Source organism: Streptomyces sp. NPDC057565, assembly GCF_042801455.1.
Classification (GTDB): Bacteria; Actinomycetota; Actinomycetes; order Streptomycetales; family Streptomycetaceae; genus Streptomyces; species Streptomyces yanii.
Map to the genome: position 1 here is coordinate 50,847 of NZ_JBHVFU010000025.1, position 14,912 is coordinate 65,758.

Annotated in this window: 14 protein-coding genes and 1 riboswitch; of the genes, 10 read left to right on the top strand and 4 right to left on the bottom strand. The window is 69.7% G+C overall.

Annotated features, from left to right (window positions below; translation table 11 throughout):
• The first annotated feature begins 238 nt into the window (after positions 1 to 238).
• The 5 genes from rpsB (at position 239) to ACFU8W_RS31735 (ending at position 4,832) form a co-directional block, all read left to right on the top strand.
• Positions 239 to 1,132 (top strand): 30S ribosomal protein S2, encoded by an 894-nt coding sequence (gene rpsB, locus ACFU8W_RS31715; RefSeq protein ID WP_326792734.1) that lies wholly within the window; start codon positions 239 to 241, stop codon positions 1,130 to 1,132.
• A 102-nt stretch (positions 1,133 to 1,234) separates the two neighbouring features.
• On the top strand, positions 1,235 to 2,071 hold the full coding sequence (tsf, locus tag ACFU8W_RS31720) for a translation elongation factor Ts (RefSeq protein WP_266981015.1): 837 nt from the start codon (positions 1,235 to 1,237) through the stop codon (positions 2,069 to 2,071).
• A gap of 160 nt (positions 2,072 to 2,231) precedes the next feature.
• Positions 2,232 to 3,008: a UMP kinase gene (pyrH, locus tag ACFU8W_RS31725; protein ID WP_358860122.1), complete on the top strand. Its 777-nt coding sequence runs from the start codon at positions 2,232 to 2,234 to the stop codon at positions 3,006 to 3,008.
• A gap of 181 nt (positions 3,009 to 3,189) precedes the next feature.
• Complete coding sequence (gene frr / locus ACFU8W_RS31730; protein WP_093899080.1) at positions 3,190 to 3,747, top strand: ribosome recycling factor; 558 nt, start codon at positions 3,190 to 3,192, stop codon at positions 3,745 to 3,747.
• On the top strand, positions 3,747 to 4,832 hold the full coding sequence (locus tag ACFU8W_RS31735) for a phosphatidate cytidylyltransferase (protein WP_384044381.1): 1,086 nt from the start codon (positions 3,747 to 3,749) through the stop codon (positions 4,830 to 4,832). Before frr ends, ACFU8W_RS31735 begins: the two co-directional genes overlap by 1 nt.
• 286 nt (positions 4,833 to 5,118) lie before the next feature.
• Here ACFU8W_RS31735 and ACFU8W_RS31740 read toward each other — a convergent pair whose 3' ends face one another.
• Positions 5,119 to 5,364, bottom strand: coding sequence for a hypothetical protein (locus tag ACFU8W_RS31740; RefSeq protein WP_384044384.1), 246 nt, complete (start codon positions 5,362 to 5,364; stop codon positions 5,119 to 5,121).
• 417 nt (positions 5,365 to 5,781) lie between these two features.
• Between ACFU8W_RS31740 and rlmN the strand changes: the two genes are divergently transcribed.
• The 5 genes from rlmN (at position 5,782) to ACFU8W_RS31765 (ending at position 11,663) form a co-directional block, all read left to right on the top strand.
• On the top strand, positions 5,782 to 6,888 hold the full coding sequence (gene rlmN / locus ACFU8W_RS31745; RefSeq protein WP_384044387.1) for a 23S rRNA (adenine(2503)-C(2))-methyltransferase RlmN: 1,107 nt from the start codon (positions 5,782 to 5,784) through the stop codon (positions 6,886 to 6,888).
• Between the two features lie 41 nt (positions 6,889 to 6,929).
• Positions 6,930 to 7,046: riboswitch (TPP riboswitch) on the top strand.
• A gap of 74 nt (positions 7,047 to 7,120) precedes the next feature.
• The gene (locus tag ACFU8W_RS31750) at positions 7,121 to 8,242 is read left to right on the top strand and encodes a thiamine ABC transporter substrate binding subunit (protein WP_384044390.1); all 1,122 of its coding nucleotides are present in this window, start codon (positions 7,121 to 7,123) and stop codon (positions 8,240 to 8,242) included.
• 116 nt (positions 8,243 to 8,358) lie between these two features.
• Complete coding sequence (locus tag ACFU8W_RS31755) at positions 8,359 to 10,008, top strand: ABC transporter permease (RefSeq protein WP_384044484.1); 1,650 nt, start codon at positions 8,359 to 8,361, stop codon at positions 10,006 to 10,008.
• Positions 10,009 to 10,030: 22 nt separating this feature from the next.
• On the top strand, positions 10,031 to 11,056 hold the full coding sequence (locus ACFU8W_RS31760) for an ABC transporter ATP-binding protein (RefSeq protein ID WP_384044393.1): 1,026 nt from the start codon (positions 10,031 to 10,033) through the stop codon (positions 11,054 to 11,056).
• Between the two features lie 154 nt (positions 11,057 to 11,210).
• Positions 11,211 to 11,663, top strand: coding sequence for an SRPBCC domain-containing protein (locus ACFU8W_RS31765; protein WP_384044396.1), 453 nt, complete (start codon positions 11,211 to 11,213; stop codon positions 11,661 to 11,663).
• A 22-nt stretch (positions 11,664 to 11,685) separates the two neighbouring features.
• Here the strand turns inward: ACFU8W_RS31765 and ACFU8W_RS31770 are convergent, their stop codons facing one another.
• Genes ACFU8W_RS31770 through ACFU8W_RS31780 form a run of 3 tightly spaced genes read right to left on the bottom strand, consistent with a single transcriptional unit; the run spans position 11,686 to position 14,749 of the window.
• The gene (locus tag ACFU8W_RS31770) at positions 11,686 to 12,804 is read right to left on the bottom strand and encodes an LOG family protein (RefSeq protein ID WP_384044399.1); all 1,119 of its coding nucleotides are present in this window, start codon (positions 12,802 to 12,804) and stop codon (positions 11,686 to 11,688) included.
• Between the two features lie 41 nt (positions 12,805 to 12,845).
• Positions 12,846 to 14,030 carry a hypothetical protein gene (locus ACFU8W_RS31775; protein WP_384044402.1) on the bottom strand — a complete coding sequence of 395 codons (1,185 nt, stop codon included), beginning with the start codon at positions 14,028 to 14,030 and terminating at the stop codon, positions 12,846 to 12,848.
• Complete coding sequence (locus tag ACFU8W_RS31780; RefSeq protein ID WP_384044405.1) at positions 14,012 to 14,749, bottom strand: ABC transporter ATP-binding protein; 738 nt, start codon at positions 14,747 to 14,749, stop codon at positions 14,012 to 14,014. Before ACFU8W_RS31780 ends, ACFU8W_RS31775 begins: the two co-directional genes overlap by 19 nt.
• Between the last annotated feature and the right edge of the window lie 163 nt (positions 14,750 to 14,912).

The window sequence follows — 14,912 nt, forward strand, 5'->3', positions numbered from 1 at the left end:
TGGACCGGATCTGTGGACTACTCGCCGGTTGTGGACAGCGCCGTCACCCGGCACTCGACGGGTCCCGTACACTTCTTGTGGCGATCCGGGTCACCGGGTCGACTTCGCACGCCCCGCCACCTCCCTCTCTGCGGACGGTGGCCGCGCTCCTCGGTCCCTCGTGGCATGGCGCGTCGGGGCGTCAGGCGCGACCGCAATCCTGCGGTTGCGACAACCGAGTACCTCAAGGAGTACGGCCATGGCCGTCGTCACGATGCGGGAGCTGCTGGAGAGCGGCGTCCACTTCGGTCACCAGACCCGTCGCTGGAACCCGAAGATGAAGCGCTTCATCTTCACCGAGCGCAACGGCATCTACATCATCGACCTGCTCCAGTCGCTGTCGTACATCGACCGCGCCTACGAGTTCGTCAAGGAGACCGTCGCGCACGGCGGCTCCATCATGTTCGTGGGTACGAAGAAGCAGGCCCAGGAGGCCATCGCCGAGCAGGCGACGCGCGTCGGCATGCCGTACGTCAACCAGCGTTGGCTCGGTGGCATGCTCACCAACTTCTCCACCGTCTACAAGCGCCTTCAGCGTCTGAAGGAGCTCGAGCAGATCGACTTCGAGGACGTGGCCGCCTCCGGCCTCACCAAGAAGGAGCTCCTGGTCCTCTCCCGCGAGAAGGCCAAGCTGGAGAAGACCCTCGGTGGTATCCGCGAGATGCAGAAGGTGCCCAGCGCCGTCTGGATCGTCGACACCAAGAAGGAGCACATCGCCGTCGGTGAGGCGCGCAAGCTCCACATCCCGGTCGTCGCGATCCTCGACACCAACTGCGACCCCGACGAGGTCGACTACAAGATCCCGGGCAACGACGACGCGATCCGCTCCGTCACCCTGCTCACCCGCGTGATCGCCGACGCCGTCGCCGAGGGCCTCATCGCCCGTTCCGGCGCTGCGACCGGCGACTCGAAGCCGGGCGACAAGGCCGCCGGTGAGCCGCTCGCCGAGTGGGAGCGCGACCTGCTCGAGGGCGACAAGAAGGCGGACGCCGAGGTGCAGACCTCCGCCGAGACCGAGAAGGCCGCGGACGCCGCCGAGGCGCCGGCCGAGGCCGCTGCCGAGGCTCCGGCCGCGGACGCCGAGCAGGCCTGACGACTCCGTCACGGCTGAATGACGGCGGGGGCCGGTGCCACAGGCACCGCCCCCGCCGTTCACCCGTAGATCTTTCAGACTTCGAGAGAGAAACACAGACTCATGGCGAACTACACCGCCGCTGACGTCAAGAAGCTCCGCGAGCTCACCGGCGCCGGCATGATGGACTGCAAGAAGGCGCTCGACGAGGCCGACGGCATCGTCGACAAGGCCGTCGAGGCGCTCCGTATCAAGGGTCAGAAGGGCGTCGCCAAGCGCGAGGGCCGTTCTGCCGAGAACGGTGCCGTCGTCTCCCTCATCTCCGAGGACAAGACCTCCGGCGTCCTGCTCGAGCTGAAGTGCGAGACGGACTTCGTCGCCAAGGGCGAGAAGTTCCTGGCCGTCGCCAACGCTCTCGCCGCCCACGTCGCCGCGACCTCGCCGGCCGACCTGGCCACGCTGCTCGCCTCCGAGATCGAGGCCGGCAAGACGGTTCAGGCCTACGTCGACGAGGCCAACGCCAACCTCGGCGAGAAGATCGTCCTGGACCGCTTCGCGCAGTTCACCGGCGGTTACGTGGCTGCGTACATGCACCGCACCATGCCCGACCTCCCGCCGCAGGTCGGCGTCCTGGTCGAGCTGGACAAGGAGAACGCCGAGGTCGCCAAGGACGTCGCGCAGCACATCGCCGCCTTCGCCCCGAAGTACCTCAACCGCGACGAGGTTCCGGCCGAGACGGTCGAGAACGAGCGTCGTGTCGCCGAGGCCACCTCTCGCGAGGAGGGCAAGCCCGAGGCCGCCCTTCCGAAGATCGTCGAGGGTCGCGTCAACGGCTTCTTCAAGGACGTCGTCGTCCTGGAGCAGGCCTTCGCCAAGGACAACAAGAAGTCCGTCCAGAAGGTCCTGGACGAGGCCGGTGTCACCCTGAAGCGCTTCTCGCGCATCAAGGTCGGCATCTGAGTCCGTCCGCGAAAAACGGTGGACCCCGATAGGGTCTGGTGCAGTCGTACGGCCGCACACCCGCCGTACGACCGCAGATCTGACGAGGAGGCCATTGCCGCTGAGGGACACCAGACCCACCGGCAATGGCCTTCTTCGTATGTGCACGAGGAGAATCTCCATGAACAAGGGCGCGGACGCCGCCAAAGGTGACCACAAGCGCGAGGACGGCAAGGTGGCCGGACGCTTCATGCTGAAGCTGTCCGGAGAGGCATTCGCCGGCGGCGGGGGCCTCGGCGTCGACCCCGACGTCGTACACGCCATCGCCCGGGAAATCGCGGCTGTCGTCCGGGGCGGTGCGGAAATCGCGGTTGTCATCGGCGGTGGCAACTTCTTCCGCGGCGCCGAGCTCCAACAGCGCGGCATGGACCGAGCCCGGTCCGACTACATGGGCATGCTCGGCACCGTCATGAACTGCCTGGCGCTCCAGGACTTCCTGGAGAAGGAGGGCATCGACTCCCGCGTCCAGACGGCCATCACCATGGGGCAGGTCGCGGAGCCGTACATCCCGCTGCGCGCCGTGCGGCACCTGGAGAAGGGACGCGTCGTCATCTTCGGCGCCGGTATGGGCATGCCGTACTTCTCCACCGACACCACCGCCGCCCAGCGCGCCCTGGAGATCGACGCCGAGGGCCTGCTCATGGGTAAGAACGGGGTGGACGGGGTCTACGACTCCGACCCGAAGACCAACCCCGACGCGGTGAAGTTCGACGCGCTGGAGTACGGCGAGGTACTCGCCCGTGATCTCAAGATTGCCGACGCCACCGCCATCACGCTCTGCCGTGACAACCAGCTGCCGATCCTCGTCTTCGAGCTGACCGCGGCCGGCAATATCGCCCGCGCCGTCAAGGGTGAGAAGATCGGCACGCTCGTGAGCGACCAGGGCACCCGGGCCTGACAACCGGGGGGCCGCCCGGGGGAATCCCCCGACGGTCCCGGGCCCGGCCGGGGACACCCGGGGGACGGTCCCGAAGGATGGACAACGGCCTGCCGGTCGGACACCGTGCAGGTGAGGACGCGACGCAGGACCCGCCGGGCCCGAGCACGCCGGGCCCACTCAAGACACGCAGGAGCACGTGGTGATCGAAGAAACCCTCCTCGAGGCCGAGGAGAAGATGGAGAAGGCCGTCGTGGTCGCGAAGGAGGACTTCGCCGCGATCCGCACCGGCCGTGCGCACCCGGCGATGTTCAACAAGATCGTCGCCGACTACTACGGCGCCCTGACCCCGATCAACCAGCTGGCCTCTTTCTCGGTTCCCGAGCCGCGCATGGCCGTCGTGACGCCGTTCGACAAGAGCGCGCTGCGCAACATCGAGCAGGCCATCCGCGACTCCGACCTCGGCGTCAACCCGAGCAACGACGGCAATATCATCCGAGTGACCTTCCCCGACCTCACCGAGGAGCGTCGTCGCGACTACATCAAGGTCGCGAAGACGAAGGCCGAGGACTCCAAGATCTCGATCCGGGCCGTCCGCCGCAAGGCGAAGGAGACCCTGGACAAGCTGGTCAAGGACAAGGAGTCCGGCGAGGACGAGGTGCGCCGCGCCGAGAAGGAGCTCGACGACACCACTGCGAAGTACGTCGCGCAGGTCGACGAGCTGCTCAAGCACAAGGAAGCCGAGCTGCTCGAAGTCTGATGAACGACTCTTCCTGGGGCGCCCCGCAGGGAGCCGGCTACGGGGGTACGCCCGAGATGAGGGCTGCCCCCGCGGGTCCTGCATACGATGTGCATGACGCCCAGCACACTCGGCCCATGCCCATCGTGCCGGACGTTCCCGACGCAGGTAGAGACGCTGACGACCGTGACGACCGGAACGGGGGAGCCTCCGGCCGGCGCGGCGTTCCCCCGTACCGTGACGAGAAGCCGCAGGAGCCCATGTCCACCGCGCCGCCGCCCCCGCAGAAGAAACGTGCGGGTCGTGACCTGCGAGCCGCCATAGGGGTCGGTGTGGGGCTCGGGGCCGTCATCGTCGCCTCGCTCTTCATCGTGAAGGCCGTCTTCATCGGCGTGATAGCGATCGCCGTCGTCGTCGGTCTCTGGGAGCTCACCTCCCGGCTGCAGGAGCGCAAGGGCATCAAGGCACCGCTCGTACCGCTCGCGATCGGCGGCGCGGCGATGGTCGTGGCCGGCTACATGCGCGGAGCCGAGGGCGCCTGGGTCGCCATGGCGCTGACCGCCCTGGCGGTGCTGGTCTGGCGGATGGCCGAGCCGCCCGAGGGATACCTCAGGGACGTCACGGCCGGTGTTTTCGCCGCGTTTTACGTACCCTTCCTGGCCACGTTCGTCGCGATGCTGCTGAGCGCGGACGACGGGCCGCAGCGGGTCCTCACCTTCCTCCTGCTGACCGTGGTCAGCGACACGGGCGCGTACGCCGTCGGCTGGCGCTTCGGCAAGCACAAGCTCGCGCCGCGGATCAGCCCCGGGAAGACCCGCGAGGGACTGTTCGGAGCCGTCGCCTTCGCGATGGTCGCCGGCGCGCTGTGCATGGAGTTCCTGATCGATGACGGCACGTGGTGGCAGGGGCTGCTGCTCGGCCTCGCCGTCGCTGCCAGCGCCACCCTCGGCGACCTGGGCGAGTCCATGATCAAGCGGGATCTGGGGATCAAGGACATGGGCACGCTGCTGCCCGGTCACGGCGGGATCATGGACCGACTGGACTCGCTGCTGCCGACCGCTCCGGTGGTCTGGCTCCTGCTGGTGCTTTTCGTCGGCTCCACCTGAGAAGTCGGGCCGCCACCATCCCGACCTGAGTTTCTCCATGTAAGGGTCCGTCGTCCACAGGACGGCGGGCCCTCACTCTTCTGTCCGCGACACGGACGAACCGTGCCTCAGCCCGGAGAACTCGGCCAGGAACGGGACACAGGCGCCGTTCGACCTGCGTCTCGGGCAACAACATCACTGATCGCCCTTGAGCCCCGATCTCACCGGCTCACAGTCTCATGCGCGGCCGCAGCCGTTCAGTTCCCCGGCGAGCACAGTCGCGCCGCCAACCTGTCCGGACAGTCCCTTATCGGGCCGCGCCGTACTCGTGTGGTCGGCCGCCCTGCCACTCCACCCACCGGGGGTCGTCCAGCACGTCGTCGGCGTCCGGCAGGCCGGCGCGGCGGAGGAACTCGACCACGTCGGCGTCGCTGCGGGCGAGGCCCGCGGTCCGAGCGCGGATCGTCACTCGACGGCCACCCGCTCCTGCTGCTCGGTGCACGACGATCGGTGCGTCACGCGTGTCCTCGGGGTCCGGCAGCTCGCGACTCAAAGCACTCCTCGCTCTCTTGGCTCTGTCGGGTCGGCGGTACGGGCACGGGCGGGTGCCGATGGAGGCAGGTCGGGTACCCCTGTGTGCCTCAGCCTCGCGTTTCTCCGGCTCGGCATGGCGCGACCGGTTCGCCCAGCTGGTACGTCTGGCACTCGCGAACGATGCGCGGGCGATCCGGGCGAGAGCAGTTTTCGGACACATATTCGATTCTAGGGCGCGGTGGGCCGTTGTGCGCACCACCTGCCTGTGGTGCGATCGGTCACTGTCCTGCATGCGGCCGGGCCGTCCGTGGGCCGCCAAAAGGCCGTCGACGTCGACTGATGACGGCCGACGTCGACCGGGCTCGTGTGCCCCTCATCCCTCCTGAGCTGGTGAAGGCCACTACTGCCACGGCGTGTCTGCGACACTGGACGGACCATGCCTAAGCCCGGAGAACTCACTTTCGTCGCGCCCCGCGGAACCAAGAAGCCGCCGCGGCACCTTGCCGACCTCACGCCCGCCGAGCGCAAGGAAGCCGTCGCCGCGATCGGCGAGAAGCCGTTCCGCGCGCAGCAGCTGTCGCAGCACTACTTCGCGCGGTACGCGCACGACCCGGCCGAGTGGACCAACATCCCGGCCGGTTCGCGGGACAAGCTCGCCGAGGCGATGTTCCCCGACCTGATGTCCGTGGTCCGGCACATCAGCTGCGACGACGACACCACCCGTAAGACGCTGTGGAAGCTGCACGACGGGACGCTGGTCGAGTCCGTCCTGATGCGCTACCCGGAGCGGGTGACCATGTGCATCTCGTCGCAGGCCGGATGCGGGATGAACTGCCCGTTCTGCGCGACGGGGCAGGCCGGTCTGGATCGCAACCTGTCGACGGCCGAGATCGTCCACCAGATCGTGGACGGCATGCGGGCGTTGCGTGACGGTGAGGTTCCGGGCGGGCCCGCGCGGCTCTCCAACATCGTCTTCATGGGCATGGGCGAGCCGCTCGCCAACTACAAGAGGGTGGTCGGCGCGATTCGCCGGCTGACCGACCCGGAGCCGGACGGTCTCGGTCTCTCGCAGCGCGGCATCACCGTCTCCACCGTGGGCCTGGTGCCGGCCATGCTGCGCTTTGCCGACGAGGGCTTCAAGTGCCGTCTCGCCGTCTCGCTGCACGCGCCGGACGACGAGTTGCGGGACACGCTCGTGCCGGTGAACACGCGCTGGAAGGTACGCGAGGTGCTGGACGCGGCGTGGGAGTACGCGGAGAAGTCCGGCCGCCGGATCTCCATCGAGTACGCGCTGATCCGCGACATCAACGACCAGGCCTGGCGCGGTGACCTGCTCGGCCGGCTCCTCAAGGGCAAGCGGGTCCATGTGAACCTGATCCCGCTCAACCCGACGCCCGGCTCGAAGTGGACCGCCTCCCGGCCCGAGGACGAGAAGGCGTTCGTCGACGCGATCGCGTCCCACGGAGTGCCCGTGACCGTGCGGGACACCCGCGGCCAGGAGATCGACGGGGCCTGCGGGCAGCTGGCGGCATCCGAGCGCTGAGGTCGAAAGGGCCCGTGTAACCTGGGCCAGAAATCAACTTCATATTCCGACAGGGGAGCGCCACAGCGCTGAGAGTGCGGCACCGAGGACAGGTTGGCCGCAGACCCTCTGAACCTCGCCCGGGTCATTCCGGGTAGGAAGTTCGGTCATCAACTCATGCTGTTGCGCCCTGCCCGCTTCTCCAAGGGCAGGGCCGCGTCTCTTCCTGGTCAAAACCCAGGAGGAATTCATAATGAGCACCACCCGCACCACGCGTGGGACCAAGCAGCTCGCGGCGACGGCCGTCGCCGCCGCGCTCGGCGTCACGGCACTTGCCGGCTGCGGCAGTTCCGGCGACTCGGCCTCGGGGGCCGGCGACACCAAGGGCTCCGGTTCGAAGACCGTGACCCTTGTCAGCCACGACTCGTTCAACGCCTCCAAGGATGTACTGAAGGCGTTCACGCAGGAGACCGGCTACACGGTCAAGGTGCTGAAGAGCGGTGACGCAGGCGCCGCTCTCAACCAGGAGATCCTGACCAAGGGCTCCCCGCGCGGTGATGTGTTCTTCGGCGTCGACAACACGCTGCTCTCCCGCGCCCTCGACAACGGACTGTTCACTCCGTACGAGGCGAAGGGCATCGACCGGGTCGCGGCCGACTCCCAGCTGGACGCGGCCAAGCACCGGGTCACCCCGATCGACACCGGCGACATCTGCATCAACTACGACAAGAAGTACTTCGCCGACAAGAAGCTCGCGCCGCCGAAGACCTTCGACGACCTGGCGAAGCCCGCGTACAAGAACCTCCTCGTCACGGAGAACGCCGCGACCTCGTCGCCCGGTCTCGGCTTCCTCCTCGGGACCGTGGCCACCTACGGCGAGAGCGGATACCAGGACTACTGGAAGAAGCTGAAGAGCAACGGCGTGAAGGTGGTCGACGGCTGGGAGCAGGCGTACAACGAGGAGTTCTCCGGGTCCGCGGGCGGCAAGAAGGCCAAGGCGGACCGGCCGCTCGTCGTCTCGTACGCCTCCAGCCCGCCGGTCGAGGTGCTCTATGCGAAGCCGCAGCCGAGCGAGGCTCCGACCGGCGTCGCGACCGGGACGTGCTTCCGTCAGATCGAGTTCGCCGGTCTGCTGAACGGCGCGAAGAACGAGGCGGGCGGCAAGGCGCTGCTGGACTTCCTGATCAGCAAGAAGTTCCAGGAGGACATGCCGCTCAACATGTTCGTGAACCCCGTCACCAAGGACGCGAAGCTGCCGGAGCTCTTCACGGAGTTCGGCGCGACGGTCGACAGGCCCGCCACAGTGGCCCCGGACGCCATCGCCAAGAACCGTGAGCAGTGGGTCCAGTCGTGGTCCTCGCTCGTAGTGAAGTAGCGAAGACTCCCGTACGCGGTCCGGGCGCGGGCGGGAAGGGCTCGCGCGACCGGACCCGGCTCGCGGCCCCCCGGCGCGCAGGGGCGTGGCGGGGGAGCGTGGTGCGGCTCGGTCTGATGGCCGTGCCCGTCGCGTTCTTCGCGCTGTTCTTCGCCTACCCCGTCGTCGCGATCGTCGGCCGCGGGCTGAAGGCCGACGGCGCCTGGCAGTTCAGCCGGATCGGCGAGGTGCTGACCAGGCCGGACATCCTCGACGTCCTCTGGTTCACCACCTGGCAGGCCCTCGCGTCGACCGCGCTGACGCTGCTGATCGCGCTGCCCGGCGCGTATGTCTTCGCCCGCTTCGACTTCCCCGGCAAGCAGGTGCTGCGGGCGGTCGTCACCGTGCCGTTCGTTCTGCCGACCGTCGTCGTGGGGACGGTCTTTCTGGCGTTGCTGGGGCGCGGCGGTTTCCTCGACGAACTGGCGGGCGTGCGTCTCGACACCACGGTGTGGGCGATCCTGCTCGCCCATGTCTTCTTCAACTACGCGGTCGTCGTGCGGACCGTCGGCGGGCTGTGGTCGCAGCTCGACCCGCGGCAGGAGGAGGCCGCCCGGGTGCTGGGCGCCGGGCGGTTCGCGGCATGGCGGCGGGTCACTCTGCCGGCCCTCGCGCCCGCAGTGGCCGCCGCCGGGCTGATGGTCTTCCTCTTCACGTTCACCTCCTTCGGGGTGGTACAGATCCTCGGCGGTCCGGCCTACTCCACGCTGGAGGTCGAGATCTACCGGCAGACCGCCCAGCTCCTCGACCTTCCGACGGCTGCCGTGCTGACGCTGGTTCAGTTCGCCGCGGTCGGAGCGATCCTGGCCGTGCACGCGTGGACCGTGCGGCGCAGGGAAACGGCGCTGAAGCTGGTCGATCCGGCGCAGACGTCCCGCAGGCCGCGCGGCGCCGGGCAGTGGGCGCTGCTCGGTGGGGTCCTGCTGACGGTGCTGGTGCTGATCCTGCTGCCGCTCGGTGTGCTCGTGGAGCGTTCGCTGGACGCCCCCGGCGGCTACGGCTTCGGCTACTACCGCGCCCTGCAGTCCGTGGAGGCGAGCGGCAGCACGTTCCTGGTCGCACCTTTCGAAGCGGTCGGGAACTCACTGCGGTACGCGCTGGTCGCGACTGCGATCGCGCTGCTCGTCGGCGGGCTCGCGGCGGCCGCGCTGACGCTCCCCCGGCCTCGAACGGACTCGGCCGGGGGGACCCCCCTGGCCGAGCGGCTGGTCCGCGGTTTCGACGCGCTGCTGATGCTGCCTCTCGGGGTGTCCGCCGTCACCGTCGGCTTCGGCTTTCTGATCACCCTGGACAAGCCCCCGCTGGATCTGAGGACTTCGTGGATCCTGGTGCCGCTTGCCCAGGCGCTGGTCGGCGTTCCCTTCGTCGTACGGACGATGCTGCCGGTCCTGCGGGCGGTGGACGGGCGGCTCCGGGAGGCGGCGGCGGTGCTCGGGGCGTCGCCGCTGCGGGCCTGGCGCGAGGTCGATCTGCCGCTGGTGCGAAGAGCGGTGCTGGTCGCGGCGGGCTTCGCGTTCGCCGTGTCGCTCGGCGAGTTCGGGGCGACGGTGTTCATTGCGCGGGCCGACAACCCGACTTTGCCGGTGGCCGTGGCGCGGCTGCTGGGACGGTCCGGGGAGCTCAACTACGGGCAGGCGATGGCGCTCAGCACGATTCTGATGCTGGTGTGCGCGGTGTCGCTGCTGCTGCTCGAACGTATCCGCCCGGACCGGTCCGGGGAGTTCTGACGATGCTCGGGGTGTTCTGGACATGCTGACACTGGAATCCGCCACTGTCCTCTTCGGGAAGCGGGCGGCCCTCGACGCGGTGGATCTGAAGGTTGCGGACCACGAGATCGTCTGTGTCCTGGGGCCCAGCGGCAGCGGCAAGTCGACCCTGCTGCGCGTGGTCGCCGGACTGCACCCGCCGGACGGCGGCAGGGTGCTCCTCGACGGCGTCGACCAGACCGGGGTGCCGGTGCACCGGCGCGGTCTCGGCCTGATGTTCCAGGATCATCAGCTCTTTCCGCACCGGGATGTCGGCGCCAACGTCGCCTTCGGGCTGCGCATGCACGGTGTCACACGCGGCGACCAGGACCGCAGGGTTGCCGAACTTCTCGAACTGGTTGGCCTGCCTGGCGCCGAACGGCGGGCCGTCGCCGCACTGTCCGGCGGAGAACAGCAGCGCGTCGCCCTCGCGCGGGCGCTCGCCCCGCGGCCGAAGCTGCTGATGCTGGACGAGCCGCTCGGCCAGCTGGACCGCAGTCTGCGCGAACGCCTCGTCGTCGAACTGCGCACTCTGTTCGCCCGGTTGGGGACGACGGTACTCGCCGTCACCCACGACCAGGGCGAGGCCTTCGCCCTCGCCGACCGGGTCGTCGTGATGCGCGACGGGCGTATCGCCCAGGCGGGCACCCCGCTGGAGGTCTGGCAGCGCCCCGCCTCCGCGTTCGTCGCCCGGTTCCTCGGCTTCGACAACGTGGTGGACGCGACGGTGACCGGCGCGGCGGCCGGTACGGCGTGGGGGAAGGTGCCGGTGCCGGACGGCTCGCCGCAGGGTCCGTGCGCTCTGCTGGTGCGTCCGGCGGGCGTACGGCTCGGATCCCCGGAGTCCGGGCTGCGCTGCACGGTCGGCGCGCGCACCTTCCGGGGCAACCATGTCGCCGTGACCCTCCACCCCGAGAGCGGTCCGGTCCTGGAGGCGGAGTGCCCGCTGAGGGACACCCCTCAGGAGGGCGCGCCGGTGGGCGTGACCTTCGACGTGTCGGAGACAGTGGTGCTGCCCGCGGTGTTCTGAGCTCCTCCAAGGGCTGTCCAGGCGGCGCCGCCGGCGGACGCCACGGAGTGGCTGGACCATTACAGGGCGTTCCGGGAGAGCGGTTTAGACCGTCTCGGGGAACACCTCAAGCAGCTGCAGAAGATCGGGAACGACTCCGAAAAGGACAGGGACCATGACTGAATCGGCACGCGAGGGCATCGACATCAGCCGTATCTTCGACGCCCCGCGGGAACTCGTCTTCGAAGCCTGGACGACCCCCGAGCACTTCGCCGCCTGGTACGGCGGGGACGCCGAGGTGCCGCTCGACCGGGTGTCGATGGACGTCCGGCCGGGCGGCACGTGGAGCCTGGTCATCGTGGTGCCGGGCACCGAGATGCCGTTCCACGGTGTCTACCGGGAGGTGGTCGCACCCGAGCGGCTCGTCTTCACACTGAAGGACGCGACCGCGCCCGACGACGTCGAGGGCGAGATCGTCACCGTCACGTTCACCGATCGCGGCGACAAGACCACCGAGATGGTCTTCCAGCAGCGCGGCGGCAACCTCACGGCCGAGCAGTACGCGGCGGCGGAGGACGGCTGGGAGGCGTTCTTCGACGCGCTGGTCAACCGGCTCGCAGCGATCTGAACCACTCGGCCGGACGGGACGGTCAGCCGGACAGCCGGGCGAGTGCCTCGGGGGCCTCGTCCACGGTGTCGACCAGGGCGATGCGGGACTCCATCGGCCGGCCCGCGGCCAGCGTCCGCAGCAGTGGCCAGGCGGGCAGTTCCTCCGTCCAGTGGGCATGGCCGACCAGCACCATCGGGGTCGGTGTGCCGCGTGAGCCGTAGTAGTTCGGCGTCGTGTTGTCGAAGACCTCCTGAACGGTTCCGGCGGCGCCCGGCAGGAAGACGACGCCCGCCGTGGAGCGGGCGAGCAGCCCGTCCTCGCGCAGCGCGTTGGCGAAGTACTTGGCGATGTGGTCCGCGAACGGGTTCGGCGGCTCATGACCGTAGAACCAGGTGGGGATCGAGACGGAGCCTCCGCCGTCCGGCCAGCGTTCCCGCACGGCGAAGGCGGCCAGCGCCCAGTCGGTGACCGAGGGGGTGAACGACGGGGCGGCGGCTAGGAGTTCGCATGCCTTGTCCAGCATCGGATCGGGATGCGGCGCCGCGTACGCACCGAGATTCGCCGCCTCCATCGCACCCGGGCCGCCGCCGGTGGCCACCGTCAGCCCGCCGCGCGCCAGGGTCCGGCCCAGCCGGGCCGCGGCCGCGTACGCCGCGCTGCCCCGCGCGGTCGTGTGGCCGCCCATCACCCCGACCACCCGCGCTCCGGTGAGGACTTCGTCCAACGCGTCGGAGACCGCGTCGTCATGGAGCGCGCGCAGCATCGAGGCGAAGGCGTCGCCGCTCGCGTGGGTCCGCTGGAACCAGCGGTACGCGCGGGCGTCGGGCGTCGCCTCGTAACCCCCCTCCGCCAGCCCTTCGTAGAGTGCGTCGGGGGAGTAGAGCAGGCCGCGGTACGGATCGAAGGGCAGCCCCGGCACGGGCGGGAAGACGAACGCCCCGTCGGCCCGCACCTTTGCCGCCGCGTCCGGCTCCATCCGGCAGCCGAGGAAGACCGCGCCGGACGTGTCCGCGGCGAACAGCGCGGCGCTGCGGTCCGTCAGGTCGACGGACTGGACGCGATGCCCGGCCAGTGACCCGCCGGCGATCACCGCGTCGAATTCGGCGAGCGACTCGATCTCGATGCCGGGTGCAGGAATGCTGTCGTCCGGGTTCTCCACGCTGTCATGCTACGTACCGGCCGGGGCCGGCTGGCGGCTCTTCAGCCGGTCAGCGGCAGCGCGGCCAATTCGGCGATCGCCCAGGTGATCGGGGCGAACACGACCAGCAGAACGCCCACGCGCAGGGCCGTCGCTGCCCGCAGCGCCGAGGCCGGCGCGCCGAGCCGCAGCAGCGTCCGAGCCAGGTGGGCGCGGGCCTGTTTCGCCTCCAGGGCGGAGGTCAGCAGCGTCGCCGTCGTGCAGCCCAGTACGAGTACGGCGCCGAGCGCGGTGAGCGGGCCGAAGGGCCGCGGACCCGTCCCGTACAGCGCGATCGCCGCGATCGCCGCGGAGAGCACCGCGCAGACCACACCCAGCGGCCGGCCGATCCGGCGCGCCTCGTCCATCAGCACCCTTCCGGCCAGCAGGCGTACGGCTCCGGGACGCACCGCCTGCAGCAGCTGTCCGCACAGGTGCGTCAGTCCGGGACCCGCCATGGCCAGACCGATCGCCGTCAGCGACCACCCGGCCAGCACCCACGGCGGGGTGGTATCGGGAATTCCCGGCAGGGGGAACGCTCTGCCCGCGCCATCATGGCTCGCGTACGCCTCGACCGCGAGACCGGCTGCCGTCAGCGCCACGCCCCACGGCAGCCCGGTCGGCGGATCGGCCGGAGCCGGAATCTGCTCGTCCGGCACGATGTCCTGCGTGGCGTCCTCCGGCACCGCCGCCTGCAGCGGCCGGGTGCGCAGCGCCATCGCGCTCGCCGCCGCCGCGGCCACCGGTACCACCGTCAGCAGAACCAGGGTTGCGGCCACCGGCAACGGGGCCCCTGCACCCAGCAGTCCGGCCGGCGCACCGTCGAACGGCAGCCCGGGCAGATCGCCGCGCAGATACAGGAAGACGAGCAGCGCCACCATCGACCCGAGCGTGCAGGACACGGCGGTGGAGACCGCGGCCAGCATGCCGAGCCGGAGCGGCCCCAGACCGACGGCGGACAGCCCCGGACGCGGGCGGGTGCTCGGATCCGTACGGGCCACCGCGACCGCGAACTGCACGGTGGCGGCCAGCGGCACGAAGCACCACAGCAGCCGCAGTACCGAGGCGGTCGAGTACGCCGGATGCGTCGACGCGTATGCCAGAGTGCACAGGAGGAGGAAACCGACCCCGGCCGAGGCGGCCGCGACCAGCAGCCGCCGCACCAGGACCAGCGGATGGGTACCGCGGGCTAGACGGAGAGCGAGCACGCCGCGCGGCCTTCCGTATCGGACCCGGCGGGCAGGGCGACGGTGGCGACCCGGCGGCCGTCCAGCAGCGGGACCGTACGGTCTGCCAGCGAGGCGACCTCCGCGTCATGGGTGGCGAGCACGACTGTGATGCCGTGCGAGCGGGCCGCGCTCGTCAGTGTCCGCAGCACGTGATTGCGGTCCGTGCGCTGCAGCGTCGCGGTCGGCTCGTCGGCGAAGATCACCGTGGGTGAGCCGGTCAGCGCGCGGGCGACGGCGATCCGCTGACGCTGCCCCTGGAGCAGCGTGTGCGGCCGCTTCTTGGCGCACATGCCGATGTCGAGCCGCTCCAGCCACTCCATGGCGACCTTCTTCGCGACCCGGTGCGAGGTGCCGCGCAGCAGCAGGGGAAGCGCTGCGTTCTCCCAGGTGTTCAGCTCCGGCACGAGCTGGGGATCGGGTGCGATCCAGCCGAACCGGTCACGGCGCAGCCGCTCGCGCAGCCGCGGACCCATGGTGTGGACCGGGACGCTGTTGAACCACACCTCGCCCTGCTGGGGCACCAGTTGGCCGGAGAGGCAGTGCAGCAGAGTCGTCTTGCCACTGCCTCGCGGGCCGGTCACGGCGAGGATCTCGCCGTCGCGGACCTCCAGGGAGATCCCGCCGAGCGCGGGTGAGCCGTTGTGGGAGTGGTGCAGGGAACGCGCCCAGATCACGTCGTTGTCCGGCGGGGCCACCATGGCGTACACCTCGGTTCAGATCAGATTTCCCGTCCCCCGTACGGGGGAACGAAGAGGGGGCCGATAGGTCACTCGGCACCGTAAGGATTCGGACCGCGGTGTGCGCACAGCACGCGGCCCGGGTGCGCTTCTTCCCACTCGAATGGGCGCATCCGGGCCGTGT